This is a genomic window from Pseudomonas sp. PDM02 (assembly GCF_014852285.1).
Lineage (GTDB): Bacteria > Pseudomonadota > Gammaproteobacteria > Pseudomonadales > Pseudomonadaceae > Aquipseudomonas > Aquipseudomonas migulae.
Genome location: NZ_JACVBL010000011.1, coordinates 219,435 through 238,617, shown reverse-complemented (window position 1 = coordinate 238,617; position 19,183 = coordinate 219,435). Strand labels below are relative to the sequence as shown.

Sequence of the window (19,183 nt, the reverse complement as noted above, 5' to 3'; positions counted from 1 at the left end):
CCGCATTCGCGAGCAAGCCCGCTCCCACATTAGTTCGGTGATCGCAGTGCGACTTAAGGGATCAGCACCGCGCGACGGGCGCCGCCGAGAATGTCGACGCCGTTGAGCACGAACTTCTGCGTGCGCACGTCGATGTCGATCACCGGGATGCCGTTTTCCAGGCGGTTGTAGGTGCGGCAGGACAGCTCAAGCGTGGTGAGGGGTTTTTCGCCCATCTTCAGCTTGGCCTCGGTCAGCGATTTGAGCTTGCCGCCGACGGTGTGGTAGGTGAACCAGGTGTTGCCATCCTGATCCTGACCGGCTTCACGGACGTTCAACAAAATGTCGTCGCCCAGCTTCACGCCGAGGGAGAGCATCACTTCGGCGCCGACGCCTTGCAAAATGAGGGTCGCGCCCAGCACTTTGCCGCTCTTGATCATTTCTTCGGCGATGAAGCGCCCGCCCGCCATCGCTTCCATATCGAATTCGATCTTCGGCGGGGTGAACTCTTCCACGGTGGCCGACAACGGCAGGCCTTGCAGGGTGGCCGCGATGGCCTGTCTTACGCGGTTGGTAAACATTAGAGAACGTCCTCCAGGAACTGCTCGATGATTTCATCGCGGGCATTGAGTTGATAAACCATGTGTTCGTTCGGCGCGTAGCGGCCGTAGTCGATGACCACGTACCAGGTGCCGTTCTTGTACTTCTCGACGCTGTTCAATTCCGGGTGCAGGTACACGCTGCCGCCGGGGATGGTTTCGTCGGCGACCAGGGTTTGCAGCCAGTCGTTGATGCGCTTGACCTCCTGGTCCATGAACGACTTGGTGAGGTTCTTGGCCATGGCTTTCTGGCCGGCCTTGACCAGCTTGCGGCTGATCGCATCTTCCAGGCCGACGTAGCTGATGAACTTGCCGGTGATGGAACGGTTACCCAGCAGCGAGAAGCCGCCGAGGATGGTGCGGGCGTAGTAGCTGATGCCGTAGCGGTTGAGCAGATCGCCCTCGGTGGAGGTGTCGAGGATGTTGTATTCCACGACGCGCGAAACGTCCTCGGCGAAGGTCACCTGATTGCCCGGGCTCTCCCATTGCTTGACCTTGGCCAGGGCCGCGATGGCCAGGCTCGACGGCGACAGGAACACGTTTTTCTTCGCTGCCTTGGAGTACACCGACGGCATGTTGTGCACCAGCAGGCAGCGGTCGAAACCCAGTTCCGCGCCGCCCAGTTCCTGGCTGTACGTCACCTGATCGGCGACCGCGGCATCCTTGCCGTCGAGCACCACACGGGCCTTGATGCGCTTACCGAAAGACGCGAACTCACCGGCCACGGCTTTGGTGCTGGTGAAGCCCGGCGCGCCGATGATGGTCAGGTCTTCCGGCACGCTGCCCAGTGCCGCGAGGCCGAGCTTGCGGCCGGTCAGCGGATCGACGCCGCCGATGACGTTGTTCAGCGTGTCCGCCGGGGTCGCGCCCTCTTCGACGATGACCACGTAGACCGGCACCTTGACCACTTTCAGGATCTGGAAGACCGCGTGATACAGCGTGCCTGCCTCGGTGCCGGTCGGATCGAGCAGCGCCTGGGTGGTGAAGCTGTTGATGCGGAATGGCGCATTGCGTGGAATCAACGGGTCAGCCTTCGGCGCGGTGCCGATCAGACCGATGACGTTGTCACCCAGGCCACCCATGGCCTCGGGGGATTCGGTGGCATTGACGGTGATGCCGTTGTGCTCGAAGTTCAAAACCTCAGCCATGGTTATTCAGCCTTCTTGGCAGCAGCTTTTTTCGCTGCGGTGGATGTAGAGGCCGAATCGGCAGCCTCGGCTTTTTTCAGCTCCAGACGACCAGCGCTGCGTAGCGCACTGGCCTCCACATCGAGCAGTTGCAGTTCCTGGCCGATGCTCGACCAGTGGCCACCCCCGGTAGGGAATGGGAGGAGCACGGTGTACGTTTGGCGTTCTGCCATTTCTGTTTCTCCATAAACGAAAAAGCCCCTTGGGTAAGGGGCTGTCGGGTGTTGTGTGTGTGTTTGTGTTGCGGATAAGAAAACGCCCCGGCGGTGCGGGGCGTTTATTGGGTGTGTTCGGCGATCCAGGACGGGGCGACCGGACGATGCTGGGTATCAGGGAAGTCCGGTGATTGAGGCCAGTCGCGCAGGGCTTGCATGTACACAAGCAACTCACCGAACTGCTCTGCGGTCAGCGTGGTGGGCCCTCCGATTTCACGCTGATCGCGATGACGCTCACGTAACCACATCAGCGAAACCAGTTCGGCATCGCGCCACTTTCGCTCATCGCCCGCTTTCGTGGTCGTGGGCGCTGTTGCGCTCTGGATGTACGCCTGAACCTCTTCATCAGACATAGGCACCAACCCGGCAGAGATAAAGTGCGCGGGAGCGTCATCTTCGTAAGCATTGACGTTACCGGTCTGTGGATTGTGGAAATACTTCATGGGCGCAGCTCCGACCAGACAGCATTGACAGGGCTTGAGAGGGTCACGGAATAAGTGGTTCCGACCGGGACAACGAAGGCGGCGTGAAAGCCCGTGGTAACAATGGTTACACCGCCGCAAATGGCTGTGATTGAGCCGGTCTGGATCGACACTTGAACCTGAATCGGTCGACCGGTGGTGTTGGTGTAGAGGGTGCCACTCACGCGACTGGCGGTGACGTTCTGCCAGGTCTGGCCATCACCTACGCCGCGTGGTCTGGCTTCCAGAGCCCCCACTTGTGCCGCCAGGCCCGCCACGTCGATGGTTCCCTGATTGACCGGGGCGTTCCAGGCCTTGATGCACCACATCACCGCCAGGTTGCGTGGGCGGGTTTCGTCCGTGCCGGTATTGCCCGTTCGCATTTCAAGGGCTGCACCATTTACCCATGCCGCCGCCGCACCGCCACCAGAAGGGGGAACGCTGGCGTAAGTGCCGCCCTCCCACATGGCGTGATTGTGTTTTTGGACAGATTGGGCTTGAGCGCTGCCCATCGCACGACCGACATCGACACCGCGCCCGTGGTCCCAACCACGCAAGAACTCGCCGCGAGTCTCAGGTAGTCGAGTCGATCCGACGGGATCGCCTGCCACGTTATATTTTTTGTCCAGATATGCAGCCAGCTCGGGATAAACGGAATCCACAAAAAGACTGTTATCCGCCTCAAGGTAGCCGGGAGGAACGGTGCCCAATGGGAACGGCACAAGCGCGCCCACTGGAACGGCTGCTTTCAGCTTTTGCACTTCCTTGACCAGTTCACCGACGTCAACCTGTCCCTGGTTAACCGGCGCGTTCCAGGCCTTGATGCACCACATCACCGCCAGGTTGCGCGGACGGGTTTCACTTCCTCCGTATTTAGAAACCGCACCGGCCAGCATCGGGGTGCCGACTGAAGTATTCGTGACAGCTACGAGTGCCGCGCTTCCTGCCCCGGTAATCCCAAAGCCGGCCCTTGCCGCGTGTTCGTGCTCTTCCAATTGACCAAGTTGACCACTACCCAAGACACGACCAACGTCCACCCCGCGCCCATGGTCCCAACCACGCAGGAATTCGCCGCGCGATTCGGGAAGACGGAAATTGCCCGCACCTTCGTTGCCCTGATTGAACGACGTCCCGAGGAACGCGGCCAAGTCCGGATAGGTCGCAATGCTGCGCACACTGCCGTCAAGTTCAAGAAACCCGGGCGGAACCTTGTTCACCGGCAACCCGACCATACTCCCGACCGGCAGTGTCGATGCCTGCGCGATCAGCGCTTCGATTTCGGGCTTGGTGTAGGTGTCCTTGATCCCAAAACCTGCCAGTGTTTCCGGATTAGTACCCGCAGTAGCGCGGCCGTACTTATCGACCGTCAGACTCTTGTAAGTCCCCGCCTGAATCCCCGTCCGCCCCGCAAGCATTTCAAAGCTCAGCGCCGTAGTGCCCAGCGTGATCGGCCCATTCGTGATCAGGTGCCAAAGCGAATCACCATTCGCCGTGCCCTCCTCGACCATCACGGTCAGGCTTGGCGTCACCTTGGCGCTGGCATTGGCATCCGCCGCCCGCACCCAGGCACCGTTAGCCGCCACATAAAGGCCGTTATCCTTCGCCAGCGTTTGCGCCGTCACCAGCACTCGCTGCCCGGACAGCACCGCGACACCATCGATTTGCTGCGCACCACTGAGCACGATGTTTTCCGTGGTGGCCACGCGAACGGATTGCTTGCCATCCAGCTTCGCCAGTTCGTCGGCGAGATAACCCATCACCCACGCCCGCGTCGCTTTGACCACGGTGTCGTCGATCAACAGCGTGACGATCGACGCATTGCTGGTCTCGAAAATCGAGCGAATGTAGAACTCTTTGCCCGATCCCGAGGTCGCCAGCACCGGCTTGAACGACTCCGGGTATTTAACGATGGCGTACAGGATGCCGGTGTCGGTCCAGAGCCCGGCTTCGCGCACATACCAACCGCCCTCTTCTGGCGGGATGGTCACTTCGGCGAGCAGCCAGCTCGGATTTTTCTCGTCCTGGAACAGCGCATTCAGTGGCCCGCGCCACACTTCTCGTTTAAGCGCCGTGGCGGTTGCCGCCGGGTTGTAAACCGCGCCGCCGCCGTCGCCGACCGAAATCTGCGACAGTTTGATCGGCACGCCCGCCGCCTTGCAGGCAGTTTCGTAGGCGATCCCCGCATTGGTAAGCAGGGTGTAATAGTCGGCCATTTAGGACCCCTGAGGATAAATAGTGGATGTTTCAACGGCGTAGAGCCCGGCGGCCATGAAGGCCTGCCCCGAGACTTCGAGCCCTTCGATGACAATCGGATAAACCGTGGTGAGTTCGCCGCACACCGTCGCCGCGCCAATGACGTGACTACCGAATGCGCTCAAGCCGACGGACACCGACAGAACGTCGCGCTCGCTTTTGGCGTCTGCCAGACGCCGGTCGAGACGAGCGTCGATTTCTTCGCTGTAGGGTTGCTCGGTAAACGCCCTGACGGAAAAGCTGTAAGGCGCGCCCGGCGGCGTTTGCTCGTACCAGGCACGCACCTCGGGCATTAACCGCAATCCCTTCGCGGCGTTTTCCAGGGCCTGACGTGTCCCGGCCTGTCGCGCGGTGGGCCAGGCCAGCTCAACGGTCAAACGCTTTTCCGCCTCGGCGGCCTCGGCGCTCCATTCACTGACACCACGATCCGCGGCGAGATAAGGCAGAAATGCCTGAGGCGTCGAGGTCGGGTTCATCAGCTCGGGGAACGGCGGCGCAATGCGGTCAAGCAATGCACCGAAGCCGATATCGAGGGCTTTTTCCAACGGTGAGCTGTTGGCTGGCAACAGGCTCGGGCGGGGCGTCTGGTCACTCATAGCGTGAGCACCTCGACCTCGACCCCGGTGCAGTAAGGCGCTTCAAACGCCGTCGTCACAATCGGCTCGACCGGTTCGAGAATGTCCAGTTGAACCGCGCCGGCGTTATGCAGCGTGTAGTCGATCCAGCTCGGATCGATCCGCCCTTCCAGTCGATGACAGCTCTGGGCATACGCTTGCAGTTGCTGTTGCGCGGCCACCTTGGTCAGCCCCGAATCAGGGCCGGCGTTGATTCGGGCGACGACGCGGATTTTGTAATTTTTGATATGGGCGCTTTGCACCGTGACCCGATCCGTTTCCGGTCGGACGTCAGGCCGGGCGAAGTGTCGGCGCACGCCGTCGAGCAGTTCATCGGACGCGGTGCCATCGCCATCCCGTGCCAGCACCGTGACCATCACTTCACCGGGCGCGGTGCGGCGTCCATTGCCGTCCTTGACCTGCGCCGCATGGCCGTCCGGATCGAAGGTGTACGTGACCGTCACCTCGCCCGGTGCATGAGTGTCCACCTTCACCACAGGACGCTCGCCGAGGGTGAAGACCTCGCGGCGATATTGCATGCGTGAACCGGCGGCCGGTGCGTGCGGCGCCAGGTAATAACGCAACCGGGCGTCGTCGTCGCTTTCGAACACAGGCGCAATCGGCGGGAATGCCGCCGGGTCGCCGGGGTCCAGCAACTGACGCTCAAGCCCCATGTCCGCGAGGCGGGCATCGAGGTTGCTGCCAGTCGCCCACCAGGCCAGCATCTGCTTGATACGGGCGTTGTATTTGCGTTCGTGGATTTGCAGGCGCACACAAAAGGCCTCAAGGGCCAAGGTCAGCAACTCGCTTTCGTTTTCGAGGCTGACCTTGATCTTTGCCGCCGACTCGGGAGCGCGGGCGCCGACGTACTCGACGACAAACGTCTTGAACTCGGCGAGCAAATCCTCGAACGCTTCGACGGTGACGATCGAAGGTTCGGCCAACTGGTTCTGGCCGGGTATCAACATGCTCATGTCACCACCTCGAAGGTCTGTTTGCGGTTTTGCCAGGTGCCGGCGAATCGCAGGACCAGCCCGGCACCTTGCCGGCTGGCCACAATGACCTGCGGCTGGAAATCATCGATGCCGTTCTGCGGGTTGTAGAACGCCTGCGCCGCGTGGCTCTGGGCAAGCATCAGCAAGTCGTCGCCGAGGTTGCGGCCCAGCAGTTCCGGGATCAGCGAGCCATACAAAGGACGCTTCTGCCGGGTGCCCAACGGCGTGGTCAGCGCTCGGGTTGCGCGCTGTACAAACTGCGGCCAGTCATCGACCGCCGCCCCGGTGTTTCTTTCGATTCCGATCATGGGAAACTCTTTATGCGGTACTGATGACGCGTCCCTGGTGATCCACCACCGGGCCGCTCAGGTGCACACCGGAAGCGTCGAGTCGCAAGCCGACCGCGCCCAGTTGCAGTTCGATGGCCTCAGGCGTGATCGCAAGTCTCGCCGGGCCGAGATTCAACTCGAGCGCTTCGCGAGAGCCATTGAACGCCGCCGGGCCGTTCTTCCAGTGCAAGGCATGGAGGGCGTCGTCGTAACCGCTTTCCGTACCGTCCAGATAAAGGCGACGCGTCAGCGAAGCCTGGGTCGAGGCGGGTGGAAACCGATTGCCGTTAAGCCCGAACAACGCCACGGATTGAGCGCCGCCCTCGCCGCCGCCATGGTTCAGCAACAGGCATTGCTCGCCGACCGAGGGGATCCGCGACTCGCTTTGCGCCCCGGCGCTGGGGTTGAAAAAACGGATGGCCGGCGTCAGCAATCCTGAGTGGCTGACGCGGCAGGTATTGCTGGCCGCATCGACTTCCTGGCACACGCCGATACGACACAGGCTGTCGCTGCGCCGGTGCATGTCTTCAAGTTCGGCCTCCATCTCGGCCAGCCGCTCAATGATCGGGCCGAGCTGCTGACGTAAAAGCGCATCGAACATGGCTCAGTCCTCAAGTGCGGTGTATTGGTCCGGGTCGTCGATGTTCGAGACTTCCCAGGTTTTGGCGAATTTCGGGATGCCCAGCGGGTCCTCCAGCAGCAATACGCCGAGGTAAATCGTCTGGGTAAAGGAGAGGGTCCAGGCGAGGTACTCCTGCGAACCGCTGATGAGCGTCGACGGCAAGGCATCGATATTCATGGGCAGGTCACATTGACTACCCGGCAGGCCCCAGCGGTTATCCGTGGCCAATCCCTTGAGTACGCTCGCCAGATCGCCTGCGGCCAATCCCGGATTACTCAGCGTCGGCGGCACAATGATTTGCAGCGAGACCGTCAAGACATGGGCGATGCGCCCATCAAGGGCGCGGTCGCCGGGTGCATTGCGTTCGATGGCGATCAGGACCCACGCCTGATCGAACGTGCCGTCGAAGTCCTGGCGGCCTCCGACCTTCAAACCCGGGCCAACCGCACGCAGCGCGTCGGCAATGGCAAAAAACAGACGCGACGGCTTATCGATGTCGAGGGACATAAGTGGCTTCCATTCAAATTTCGAGGCGTCCGGCTGCGTGGGTTCATGCAGCGGACCGGGGATGCCAGAACGGCAAAGGGACCTGGCTTTATTGATCCGGGCGGGAATCACGCGGCGGCACTTCACACACGCCGATCCGCTTGGCCGCCCAGCGCTCATAAAGGCCAATGGCGACATCGGCGCCGGCCATCGCCGTGAGGCAGCCGAACGCGCCGGCCGCCCAGATCGACAGGCCGGCGGCGTACAGCAGCATGATGGCCGACACCCCGCAAATCATGCAGGCCCCGGAACGCAGGGCCAGACGCCGCAGCAATGACCAGCCGCGAGCGCCCTCCTTGTCGGCACGCCACATTTCGCCGGTTACCCCGCCCACCAGGGCGAGCACGATGACCAGCCAGATCGGCATGTCCAGCAACGCTTGTTGCTCGTTTGTCATGTCTCGCCTCCTGGGGTGAATTGCGTAACGAAAAGGCCCCGCGAATACGAGGCCATAAATAAGGGGCGCGTGTCTTTCCACGCTACCTGTCGAAGACCATCGTCCTGATTTTGCTTCGGATAGCAGGCCTGCCCATCGACAAGCCTGCCCTTCAACCACGTTACCGGGCGCAGAACTCAGGCAATGCCGGTGAGTTGCCCCCATCGCATACCCGCTATCAAACGTTTTCGTTACGGCGCATAGCCTGCAGCAACGCATAACCCTTCCACGTCAGTTGATAAAGTGGCGTGCCCTTCGGGCCAACGCCTTCGTTGGAGAAATAACCTCCGTCCATCAACAATTTGAATTGGAACATCTCCTCTGCCTGCGCTGGACGATTGAAGGTTTTCTTGACCAGATCCTCCATCTCCACACCAGCAACGGGTGCGATCGCTTCGCACGCATTCATGAACGATTGGGCTACACCTGTAAAACGTTGCATATGTTTCTCCTGAACGATTAACCCAACAGCTCTATGCCAATTGGGAAGTTGCGGCATGCGCCGCTTCTTTGTCGCTCAATGGCGATCGCTCAAGGCTCGCGGCCTTCACGTGATTCAATGTTCCGCATCGGGAGCATTTGATCTGGAGCTCGGTGTACTCACCCACTCGGGCGAGAAGTCTTTTGCACTGCCCACATCTGCAATCTTTCAACATCACGACGCCTCCTGGCTTGTGCCGAATCCTTTCTGTGGATGAGGTTGATCGACCTCGTACGAGGTAGGCATTCCAAAAAGCCCGGCGCTTGCCGGGCTTTTCAGTAATGCGATCCTTCGCGTTGACCTTTCGGCGCTACTGGCGCGGTACGGGTCCATTCAGATTGTTTTTCCGACCGCGGTCCCTGCCCGCCGGATAACTGCTTTCGGTGCTTTACGCTGCACACCCGGGTCAGTTGCCAACCCTCTGAACCGTTGAGGCCGGTTCATCGCTGCCTTTGTCGTGGAACTAAAGAACTTCGTTTCGAGCTGCTTTGTTGAGCGGCTTGAGACAAAGAATATGCATGGATGCATATACAGTCAATGCGCAAATGCATTTATTTATGCATTTGAAATGCACTGACGCATTAAAGCCCCGCAGACAAAGGCGTTAACGGGTTTTCAGCAGGCGAAAAAAAACCCGCACGATGGCGGGTTTTATCTGACAGCGATGAGGTTAGCGGGCGTACATGCCCCACCAGAAGACGTGGCCGAGGATGACAATCTGCTCTTCCTGGATCTCCTGGAAGGTGTAGTCCTCGTCCGGATGTTCATCGCGATTGAAGCTGCGCAGGCGAATCCCCGTGGGCAGGCGATAAAGCTGTTTAACCCGCAGCTGACCGTTGTGGTTGATTGCATAAAGGTCGCCATCAACGATATCGCCGATCCCGCACTTGCCGGCATTGACCCCCACGGTGGCGCCGTCACGCAGTACCGGCAGCATGCTGTTACCACGCACCGTCACGCATTTGGCCTGGTCGAACTGCACACCGTTATGGCGCAAGCTGCGCTTGCCGAAGCGCAAGCTAGAGCGCTCGCTTTCTTCGATGACGAATCTTCCTGATCCAGCAGCCAATTCAACCTCGCGAAGAAAGGGGACCGACACCTCGTCGTCATCGACAGGCGTATCGTCGTCCCACAGGCTTATGTCCTTGAGTTCGGAATGCAATTCATCGCGACCGGAATTGGCGGCAGGCGCGACATCCGCACGGCCACGCAACTGATCGGTGCTCACGGCGAAGTACTCGGCGATCTTCGAAATGTGCTTATCCGAAGGATCGACAATCTTCCCGCCGAGGATCCGCGAGAGAGTGGATTGAGGCACGCCGGTGCGACGGTGAAGCTCCGTAGGGGAGATCCCGTGCTGATCGAGCAGCGCTCTTAAGACGGAAGAAACATTGCGTTTTTGCATAACGTGCATAGTGCTTGATCTTTTTTACGGAGGCAAATGCAGAATTGCATAATTCGTGCATAGACAGCAGAAATGTATCCCGCCGCACAGCAACGTATAGAACGAACGTCTGGCCACACTGATGGCCCGGTATAAACCTTTGAAGGCTGTCGACATCATACCGATGACCGAAGAAAAATACGGTTATGCACTAGATATCTGCACCGATCTATTGGGTGCAGATCGATTGGCTGGAATCCTCTTACCCGAGGATATTCAACTTTGAGGAAGCAGCTGATCTCGACTCGGGCACCTTCAACTGCCAACCATTATCTGGCCACATTCGCGGGCTTCTTGGTGTGGTGCGAAAACAAAGGATACTGCCGCAAAGGGCTGCTGCGTACTGCATCCGATTCACGATGATAGGGCGCGAACAGAACCCGCTGACCAAGATAGAGTTCGAACTACTGCTAAGCAAAGGCTGCCTCCATCCACAGACCCCTGCAGCGATCACGCTCGCAGTTTACACAGGCATTCGCCCAAGCAAGTTGTGCGCAATGGCGGTCCAAGATGTGGACATGACCATATGACAGATCAACATCACCAGGGCAATCACAGCAGACGGCACCTTCAAAGCCCCCAAGACTAGAAAGTCTCAGTCCGCACTTCTGATGCCCCGGCAATTGAGGCTTGCAAAACTTTGATGGGGCTGGTGGCAGACCATGCGGCGCGCGCGATAGAAGTGTACAAGAACCGCCACGAAAGCCGTGTCGAATAAGTAACGCCCTTACTGTTTCCGACAACACAAGCCCGAAAGAAAATCATCAACCATTGACTCCTCCCACCTCATCGAAGAGAAAGTGGACAGCCATTCAAAAACGCTCGGGATACGCCCTCGGTGGCCGCATCAAACTCGGGCACGCCTATGCCTGCTGGTGCCTGGCTACCCGTGGCAATCTCGCGCTTATAGGTAAACAAATGGGGCACAAAGACTTCACCAAGCTCGTCAAAGTATATGCAAAGTGGATGGTGACGAGCCGCCCACAGAGTTTGAACAGATGTGGCAGCAACTAAACCGACAATAGTTAACGGATACTAAAATCGCCTACCGCCCGAGTTTAGCCAGCTTTTCGCGGCGAGCTTCACTGGCTGCACGCACACCAGATCGAACTTCCTCGGCACTATCATCAATTAAATTATTCAGTGCAAAGGAGTGAATATCATAAATCTGGAAAGGCAATATGAGCATTCTGTAACAACCCATGAAGAAAAAACCGGACGCAAGAAAAATAGCTATATCTCTATCTAGGTACAGCTTTGTTTTTATTGCGAGCATGGTTATCAAGCAGAACACAAGGCACATCAAAAACGCAAATAATGTATTAATCTGAGACATCAGAATATATTTAGTCTTCAGAACATATAGCAAAGTTTGCTCGTAAGTAAGCTTACCCACAAACTGGCTTCGACCCGAGAAAAGCATCGCCGTGATGACAAAGCCAAATATAAGCCCGGAAAATGCAATTATTGCGTTAAGCAAGCCTTCATCTACAAAATCCGAACCAAAAATACTCAAACACGCGCCAACCAAAAAGACACTTAGGTTAAACGCCAGATATACCGAATTACTTTGTGACGCGCGCGCCACATCAGCCAACTCTCTATTAACTATCTGGGCGTTCCTTAACTCTTCTGGAAGTAGGGATGAAAATTTCATTATCTGCCAGCGCTCCGAATTCGTCCAAAATCCTTTTGCCGTTTTTTCCGGGCGTACACAACTGCTCGAGGTAGGCAACCATTTTGTGCCCTAGTTCCGCCCTGTCGGGATTTTTACCACCGACATCTGCTACCTCAATTGTCCTTTTGATTTTAAATTTGGACAGACCACGGATAGATGATCCATCTGCTAGATGAATGATAACACTCTCAATTTCATCCTGCTGCTGCGCTTCGTCGTAAGCTTCAATCACCTTGTCTACAGGCAGTTTATCCTTCGATTTCCACTCTACAGTCATCATACCGGAGCTGGGCATATAACCTTTTACACCAGAAAGCATGCCGAGAAGTTCACTTTGAGCATTAGGAACAGATTCACTGAGGCCCAACGAAAAACCGACCGCTCCGTTACCACGTTCAATTTCACTTCTTAGGCCAGCCGAGACTGCATCGGTGAAAAAGAAATTAAATCGCCTACCTAATTGATGAACTCTTACAAGCCTATTTAAGTATCGCTGGATGAAATTAACCCCCCCTGCACCTCGGGTACTTTCAATAATCGCCGCTTTGCCGTAAACAAGAACATGGGAGATTTGAATCAGCTCACGAGCATCCTCTTCTCCATCAGCGCGTTCATCAATTACAGCATTCTCCTGATGCGGGTCGGGAGTAAGAGTTTGTGGAATCGTTCCAGGCTCATATGACCAGACCTCAAACAAGATTGTCTGCTCATCTAAATCTTGGTAATTATTGAAGAAATAACACTGCTGAGGAATCCGAGTTCCATCTGCGAGAGCAACCATTTGCTCCCAAATTCGAGAGCCAACAGTCGGGCACAGGTCACGCACAGTCCTCATCAAGTCAACGAGGGTCACTTCTTCCCCTGGCTTATGAGGTGAAAACTGAACAGGCTTGAGCTGTAGGGTGCGGCTGATAGGCTTACGTGCCATTGATGATCCTTCGGAATTTCCTAATGCGCCCAGATACCGCCCTCACCCGGCTGAAAACCGGAGCAGCTGGAGCCATCCTGGGCAACGAATTGACAGCAGTTTCTCGCTTCTACCATGTTAACCTCGGCATCACGCACGAAACGGGTACCAACATAGCCATATGATGGCAGCTTTCCAAGTTTAATTCCGTCAGACAGATAGACGTCCTCCCCCAATTTGCCCCACAAATTTTAAAGAAACCCGCTAAGCCATTGATGAATAAGCCAATTTCAGATCTGTCCTCTCACACGCCAATGATGCAGCAGTACTGGCGCCTGAAGAACCAGCACCCCGACCAGTTGATGTTCTATCGCATGGGTGACTTCTACGAGATCTTCTATGAAGACGCGAAGAAGGCCGCCAAGTTGCTGGACATCACCCTGACCGCCCGTGGGCAGTCGGCAGGCCAGGCGATTCCGATGTGTGGGATTCCTTACCACGCCGCGGAAGGTTACCTGGCGAAACTGGTAAAGCTCGGCGAATCGGTGGTGATCTGTGAACAGGTCGGCGACCCGGCGACCAGCAAAGGCCCAGTGGATCGGCAGGTAGTGCGGATCATCACACCGGGCACGGTCAGTGATGAAGCGCTGCTGGACGAGCGTCGGGACAACCTGATCGCGGCGGTGCTGGGTGACGAGCGTCTGTTCGGTCTGGCGGTGCTGGATATCACCAGCGGCAACTTCTCCGTGCTGGAGATCAAGGGCTGGGAAAACCTGCTGGCGGAACTGGAGCGGGTCAATCCGGTGGAGCTGATGATCCCGGATGACTGGCCGAAGGATTTGCCGGCGGAGAAACGCCGCGGGGTTCGTCGTCGTGCGCCGTGGGATTTCGAGCGCGACTCGGCGCTGAAAAGTCTGTGTCAGCAATTCTCGACCCAGGACCTGAAGGGGTTTGGCTGCGAGAACCTGACCCTGGCCATCGGCGCCGCCGGTTGCCTGCTCAGCTACGCCAAGGAAACCCAGCGCACCGCCCTGCCCCATTTGCGCAGCCTGCGCCATGAGCGCCTGGACGACACCGTGGTGCTGGATGGCGCAAGCCGTCGCAACCTGGAACTGGACACCAACCTGGCCGGTGGCCGCGACAACACGCTGCAATCGGTGGTCGATCGCTGCCAGACCGCCATGGGCAGCCGCTTGCTGACCCGCTGGCTGAACCGTCCTCTGCGGGACCTGAACGTTTTGCTGGCGCGCCAGACCTCGATCACGTGCCTGCTCGACGGTTACCGTTTCGAAAAGCTGCAACCGCAGCTCAAGGAAATCGGTGACATCGAGCGGATTCTCGCGCGCATCGGTTTGCGTAATGCACGTCCTCGCGACCTGGCGCGTCTGCGCGATGCCCTCGGTGCATTGCCTGAGCTGCAAGTGGCGATGGCCGAGCTGGAAGCACCGCACATTATTCAACTGGCGAAAACCACCAGCACCTACCCGGAACTGGCGGCCCTGCTGGAAAAAGCCATCATCGACAACCCGCCTGCGGTGATCCGTGACGGCGGCGTGTTGAAAACCGGTTACGACAGCGAACTCGATGACCTGCAATCGCTCAGCGAAAACGCCGGACAATTCCTGATCGATCTGGAAGCACGCGAGAAGGCCCGCACCGGTCTGTCGCACCTGAAAGTCGGGTACAACCGCATTCACGGCTACTTTATCGAGCTGCCGAGCAAGCAGGCTGAATCGGCGCCGGCCGACTATATCCGTCGCCAGACGCTCAAAGGCGCCGAGCGCTTTATCACGCCGGAACTGAAGGCGTTCGAGGACAAGGCGCTGTCGGCCAAGAGCCGCGCCCTCGCCCGCGAGAAGATGCTCTACGAAGCGCTGCTCGAAGACTTGATCAGCCAATTGCCGCCGCTGCAAGACACCGCTGCAGCCCTGGCCGAGCTGGACGTGCTGAGCAACCTCGCCGAACGCGCGCTGAACCTCGACCTGAACTGCCCGCGCTTCGTCGACGAGCCGTGCATGCGCATCAGCCAGGGTCGTCACCCGGTGGTCGAGCAAGTACTGACCACGCCGTTCGTGGCCAACGACCTGAGCCTCGACGACAACACGCGCATGCTGGTGATCACCGGTCCGAACATGGGCGGTAAGTCCACCTACATGCGCCAGACCGCGTTGATCGTACTGCTGGCGCACATCGGCAGCTTCGTGCCGGCGGCCAGTTGCGAATTGTCGCTGGTGGACCGGATCTTTACCCGGATCGGTTCCAGCGATGATCTGGCCGGTGGACGTTCGACCTTCATGGTCGAAATGAGCGAAACCGCCAACATTTTGCACAACGCCACCGAGCGCAGCCTGGTGCTGATGGACGAAGTCGGTCGCGGCACCAGCACCTTCGACGGCCTGTCCCTGGCATGGGCTGCCGCTGAACGCCTGGCGCAGCTGCGGGCTTACACGCTGTTCGCCACGCACTATTTTGAACTGACGGTGCTACCGGAAGCGCAACCGCTGGTGGCCAACGTGCACCTCAATGCCACTGAGCACAACGAGCGCATTGTGTTCCTGCACCACGTGCTGCCCGGACCTGCCAGCCAGAGTTATGGCCTGGCCGTTGCACAACTGGCCGGCGTGCCGAGCGAAGTGATCGTGCGCGCTCGCGAGCACCTGGGTCGCCTGGAAGCCACCGCGCTGCCGCATGAAGTGCCCAAGGCTGCCACAGGCAAATCGGCCGCGCCACAGCAAAGCGACATGTTCGCCAGCCTGCCGCATCCGGTACTCGAAGAACTGGCCAAACTGGATCTGGACGACCTGACACCGCGTCGTGCACTAGAAATGCTCTATACACTAAAGACACGGATCTAACGCACTTGCCTGCAAGCTGTTAGAATCTCGCGCGGTTTGGGATGCTGCAGGCTAATAGCCTGGCCTGCAGACTATCGCTCCCAAACCTGGCGACCCCAACGTGAAGGGGCTCCGCTGCCGCCGCCTGAGGAGAAAATTAGAAATGACCTTCGTCGTCACCGACAACTGCATCAAGTGCAAGTACACCGACTGCGTAGAAGTCTGTCCGGTGGACTGCTTTTACGAAGGCCCGAATTTCCTGGTGATTCACCCGGATGAGTGCATCGACTGCGCACTGTGCGAACCAGAATGCCCTGCCGTGGCCATCTTCTCCGAAGATGAAGTCCCGGAAGAGATGCAGGAATTCATTCAGCTGAACGTTGAGTTGGCCGAAATCTGGCCGAACATCACCGAGAAGAAAGAATCGCTGCCCGATGCCGAAGAGTGGGATGGCGTCAAAGGCAAGATCAAAGACCTCGAACGCTGATAGACCCTGCGTTCCCGAAAAGGCCCCTTGCGGGCCTTTTTGCTTTTCTGCAGGCAAAAAAGTTGATAACGCAAAAACCTGTAGGAGCCAGCCTGCTGGCGATGGATTCAAGTACGCCGCGTCTATTCAGACAGCACGCGTTGTCCGGTCGTTTTTCGCGGGCAAGCCTCGCTCCTACAGGGAATCGCGTTTGCTTTTGCTTTTCACCACTCATCAGGCCGAGCGTTAGCTCGCCTTCAGCTTTTGATCTTGAGGTACACGCCCCCTCGAGAGGCCGAGCGCAGGTTCTGCGCAGTGGGCAACCCGGCATGGATGCCGGGTTAGCCGCCCCCGGCCATGGATGGCCGATGGCGGCGGGCCCACGGAGCAGGACCGGAGCGAGGGCATGCCGAGCCTAGGCGAGGCACCGAACGAAAGGGGCAAGAGCCCTTGGTTACTTGGGGCTCATCCAAGTGACTCGCCGTAAGGGCGAAACCAACAGCCGCCGTTACCGCAGGAATGGATATGTACACCACCAGCAAGAGATTGGTCGGCCCAGAGGCCGCCATCGCCGGCAAGCCGGCTCCTACAGGGGAGACCACGCTCAACTCGAAAATAAAGTGGCACCCAAACCCAAAAAAAAAGACAAAAAAAGGGGCGGTTTGACCCGCCCACATTTTTTCCCTATTCCCTGTGTTCCTTTTCATCGTCCTGATGAATCGCATCCTGCAATGTCCTTTCCCCTCATCCTTGAAGGGCGTGTCTGTCCGTCGACACAACCTGAATACTAGAGAATTCCCGAGCAAGAGCAATCACCCTCCCCGGCAAAAATCCGCTGTCACATGCTTCTGATTTTTATAAATACCTATAAAAATCAAAGCATTAAAAAAATCATCGGCGAACAGTAGTCGTCTTCCAGGGTGTAAAAATAGCGAACACTTACGCAAGAGTAAGCCAAGACTTACACCGCAAGACTACAAACATATCGTCATTGCAGGCGCGTCAGCCAGACAACAAAAAGCCCCGAACCAGTCGGGGCTTTTTGCATGCCGCTCAAGCGATTTGCTTATTGGAACAGCGACTCACTCGACAGGCCATTTTTCTCCAGAATCTCCCGAAGACGCTTCAGGCCTTCAACCTGAATCTGTCTGACGCGTTCCCGGGTCAGGCCAATTTCCAGGCCTACATCTTCCAGTGTGCTGCTCTCATGACCGCGCAGACCGAAGCGGCGTATCACCACCTCGCGCTGCTTGTCGGTCAGTTCCGAGAGCCATTGATCGATGCTCTGGGACAGGTCGTCATCCTGCAGCAGTTCGCATGGATCGGTCGGACGGTCGTCGGTAAGGGTGTCCAGCAGGGTTTTATCCGAATCCGGACCCAGTGAGACATCGACCGAAGAAACCCGCTCGTTCAGGCCCAGCATGCGCTTGACCTCGCCCACCGGTTTTTCCAGCAGGTTGGCGATTTCTTCGGGTGAGGGTTCATGATCGAGTTTTTGCGTCAGCTCCCGTGCGGCCCTCAGGTACACGTTAAGCTCTTTGACCACATGGATCGGCAACCGGATGGTCCGGGTCTGATTCATGATCGCGCGCTCGATGGTCTGACGAATCCACCAGGTTGCGTAGGTCGAAAAGCGGAAGCCACGTTCGGGGTCGAACTTTTCTACCGCCCGAATCAGTCCGAGGTTGCCCTCTTCGATCAGGTCCAGCAGCGACAAGCCACGATTGACATAGCGTCGGGCGATTTTCACCACCAGCCGCAGGTTGCTTTCAATCATGCGTTTGCGCCCGGCCGGATCGCCACTTTGCGACAAGCGTGCAAAGTGAACTTCTTCTTCGGGGGACAGCAGAGGGGAAAAGCCGATTTCATTGAGGTACAGCTGCGTGGCATCGAGCGCACGCGTGTAATCGATGTACTTGTGTTGCTTTAACGAGGCGGAGTGTCTGGATTTGGCACGAACGGAAGGTGGAGCAGCCCCTTCATCATTCGACATCGAATCCGTACCGATGCCGGTCTCCATCAGGAGAACCTCATCGTCGATGTCAAACTCCGGCACTTCTTTACTGAGAGCCATTGTTATAGTCCTTTGGTGAGTTCGACCTCAGGCTCAAGCGGCGCCTTTATCCTTGGCAACGCTGGAGCCTGTTCCCTCTACGTGACGGAACAGGCTGGTAACAAATCAACGACGTGGCAGGAACTGCAGCGGATCTACAGGTTTACCTTGTCGGCGAATCTCAAAATGCAGTTTCACCCGGTCTGTACCCGTTGACCCCATTTCGGCAATTGTCTGTCCGACCTTGACCTGCTGCCCCTCCCGAACCAACAGCCTGCGGTTGTGACCGTAGGCACTGACGTAGGTGTCGCTGTGTTTGATGATGACCAATTCGCCGTAGCCCCTTAAGCCACTCCCGGCGTATACCACCGTCCCATCAGACGCAGCTAAAACAGGCTGTCCCAAATCCCCGGCGATATCAATTCCTTTATTCAAACTACCGTTTGAAGAGAATTTTCCAATGAGAATGCCATTAGAAGGCCACCCCCAGCCGGTCGGGGCCGGGCCTGCGGGAGGCATCGGAGCGGGTGCCGGCTTGTTGGCGACGGACGGTGCAACCACCGTTGTCGTCGTAGTTGCGCCATTTGGCTGGCGCCGGATTACTGTGGTTTTACTCGACGATGAAGGCGCCGAATCGGCCGGACTGGCCACCGCCGTCGGCGTTGAACCGGTGCGACCGTCAAAGCGAATCGTCTGACCCGGATGTATCGTGTAAGGCGCAGGAATGTTGTTGCGTGCGGCGAGGGCTTTGTAGTCCCAGCCGTAGCGAAAGGCGATGGAAAACAAGGTGTCTTTAGGTCGAACCACATACTGGCCCGTGGTCACTGCCGGACGCTGGGCCACGGCATTGTTGCGATCGACGACGCGTACGTCGCTCGACTTGTTGCTGGAACAACCGACCAGCAAGGTACTCAAGACTAGGCCAGTCACCAGGCGCTGAAAGCTCGTTATACCCATTCGCTGCGCAATGACTGTGAGACTCACCCGCCGCTCCCTTTGTGGTGGCTGAAATATTGAATTGCCGCGCTCCCGGCATGAAGTGTCACCAGTATAACGGGCTGTGCAGGCTTTACCTTTAATGAAG

The 19,183-nt window shown here is 57.9% G+C and carries 21 protein-coding genes; 3 read left to right on the top strand and 18 right to left on the bottom strand.

The window, feature by feature from the left end; translation table 11 throughout:
* Positions 1-53: 53 nt before the first annotated feature.
* The 16 genes from IB245_RS20735 to IB245_RS20660 all read right to left on the bottom strand — a co-directional run bounded on the left by IB245_RS20735 (position 54) and on the right by IB245_RS20660 (position 12,767).
* Entirely contained in the window at positions 54-560 is a 507-nt protein-coding gene (locus IB245_RS20735) for a phage major tail tube protein (RefSeq protein ID WP_192228509.1), read from the bottom strand.
* Positions 560-1,726 carry a phage tail protein gene (locus tag IB245_RS20730; protein ID WP_192228508.1) on the bottom strand — a complete coding sequence of 389 codons (1,167 nt, stop codon included), beginning with the start codon at positions 1,724-1,726 and terminating at the stop codon, positions 560-562. The genes IB245_RS20735 and IB245_RS20730 overlap by 1 nt, the downstream gene beginning before the upstream one ends.
* Positions 1,727-1,728: 2 nt before the next feature.
* On the bottom strand, positions 1,729-1,938 hold the full coding sequence (locus IB245_RS20725; RefSeq protein WP_008039310.1) for a hypothetical protein: 210 nt from the start codon (positions 1,936-1,938) through the stop codon (positions 1,729-1,731).
* Between the two features lie 104 nt (positions 1,939-2,042).
* Positions 2,043-2,423 carry a phage tail assembly chaperone gene (locus IB245_RS20720; RefSeq protein ID WP_192228507.1) on the bottom strand — a complete coding sequence of 127 codons (381 nt, stop codon included), beginning with the start codon at positions 2,421-2,423 and terminating at the stop codon, positions 2,043-2,045.
* On the bottom strand, positions 2,420-4,654 hold the full coding sequence (locus IB245_RS20715) for a phage tail protein (RefSeq protein WP_192228506.1): 2,235 nt from the start codon (positions 4,652-4,654) through the stop codon (positions 2,420-2,422). The genes IB245_RS20720 and IB245_RS20715 overlap by 4 nt, the downstream gene beginning before the upstream one ends.
* The gene (locus IB245_RS20710) at positions 4,655-5,290 is read right to left on the bottom strand and encodes a phage tail protein I (protein WP_192228505.1); all 636 of its coding nucleotides are present in this window, start codon (positions 5,288-5,290) and stop codon (positions 4,655-4,657) included.
* A complete protein-coding gene (locus IB245_RS20705) occupies positions 5,287-6,282 on the bottom strand; it encodes a baseplate J/gp47 family protein (protein ID WP_192228504.1) in 996 nt (331 codons plus the stop codon). The genes IB245_RS20710 and IB245_RS20705 overlap by 4 nt, the downstream gene beginning before the upstream one ends.
* Positions 6,279-6,611 (bottom strand): hypothetical protein, encoded by a 333-nt coding sequence (locus tag IB245_RS20700; RefSeq protein ID WP_008029983.1) that lies wholly within the window; start codon positions 6,609-6,611, stop codon positions 6,279-6,281. The genes IB245_RS20705 and IB245_RS20700 overlap by 4 nt, the downstream gene beginning before the upstream one ends.
* Before the next feature lie 10 nt (positions 6,612-6,621).
* Positions 6,622-7,233: a phage baseplate assembly protein V gene (locus IB245_RS20695; protein ID WP_192228503.1), complete on the bottom strand. Its 612-nt coding sequence runs from the start codon at positions 7,231-7,233 to the stop codon at positions 6,622-6,624.
* A gap of 3 nt (positions 7,234-7,236) precedes the next feature.
* On the bottom strand, positions 7,237-7,761 hold the full coding sequence (locus IB245_RS20690; protein WP_192228502.1) for a hypothetical protein: 525 nt from the start codon (positions 7,759-7,761) through the stop codon (positions 7,237-7,239).
* Positions 7,762-7,849: 88 nt separating this feature from the next.
* Complete coding sequence (locus tag IB245_RS20685; RefSeq protein ID WP_008039324.1) at positions 7,850-8,197, bottom strand: phage holin family protein; 348 nt, start codon at positions 8,195-8,197, stop codon at positions 7,850-7,852.
* A 217-nt stretch (positions 8,198-8,414) separates the two neighbouring features.
* Entirely contained in the window at positions 8,415-8,678 is a 264-nt protein-coding gene (locus IB245_RS20680; protein WP_008039325.1) for a hypothetical protein, read from the bottom strand.
* 31 nt (positions 8,679-8,709) lie between these two features.
* Complete coding sequence (locus tag IB245_RS20675; RefSeq protein WP_008039326.1) at positions 8,710-8,892, bottom strand: Com family DNA-binding transcriptional regulator; 183 nt, start codon at positions 8,890-8,892, stop codon at positions 8,710-8,712.
* A 495-nt stretch (positions 8,893-9,387) separates the two neighbouring features.
* Entirely contained in the window at positions 9,388-10,122 is a 735-nt protein-coding gene (locus tag IB245_RS20670) for an XRE family transcriptional regulator (RefSeq protein WP_008039327.1), read from the bottom strand.
* Between the two features lie 1,084 nt (positions 10,123-11,206).
* Entirely contained in the window at positions 11,207-11,818 is a 612-nt protein-coding gene (locus tag IB245_RS20665; protein ID WP_192228501.1) for a hypothetical protein, read from the bottom strand.
* Entirely contained in the window at positions 11,766-12,767 is a 1,002-nt protein-coding gene (locus IB245_RS20660) for a hypothetical protein (protein ID WP_192228500.1), read from the bottom strand. The genes IB245_RS20665 and IB245_RS20660 overlap by 53 nt, the downstream gene beginning before the upstream one ends.
* A gap of 266 nt (positions 12,768-13,033) precedes the next feature.
* Between IB245_RS20660 and mutS the strand changes: the two genes are divergently transcribed.
* The 3 genes from mutS to IB245_RS20645 all read left to right on the top strand — a co-directional run bounded on the left by mutS (position 13,034) and on the right by IB245_RS20645 (position 16,712).
* Complete coding sequence (mutS, locus tag IB245_RS20655; RefSeq protein WP_192228537.1) at positions 13,034-15,601, top strand: DNA mismatch repair protein MutS; 2,568 nt, start codon at positions 13,034-13,036, stop codon at positions 15,599-15,601.
* Between the two features lie 142 nt (positions 15,602-15,743).
* Positions 15,744-16,067, top strand: a complete 324-nt coding sequence (fdxA, locus tag IB245_RS20650; RefSeq protein WP_007908827.1) for a ferredoxin FdxA — start codon at positions 15,744-15,746, stop codon at positions 16,065-16,067.
* Positions 16,068-16,571: 504 nt separating this feature from the next.
* On the top strand, positions 16,572-16,712 hold the full coding sequence (locus IB245_RS20645) for a hypothetical protein (protein ID WP_192228499.1): 141 nt from the start codon (positions 16,572-16,574) through the stop codon (positions 16,710-16,712).
* Between the two features lie 400 nt (positions 16,713-17,112).
* Here IB245_RS20645 and rpoS read toward each other — a convergent pair whose 3' ends face one another.
* Entirely contained in the window at positions 17,113-18,120 is a 1,008-nt protein-coding gene (rpoS, locus tag IB245_RS20640) for an RNA polymerase sigma factor RpoS (RefSeq protein ID WP_008029016.1), read from the bottom strand.
* A 105-nt stretch (positions 18,121-18,225) separates the two neighbouring features.
* Positions 18,226-19,083: a peptidoglycan DD-metalloendopeptidase family protein gene (locus IB245_RS20635; RefSeq protein WP_008039422.1), complete on the bottom strand. Its 858-nt coding sequence runs from the start codon at positions 19,081-19,083 to the stop codon at positions 18,226-18,228.
* Between the last annotated feature and the right edge of the window lie 100 nt (positions 19,084-19,183).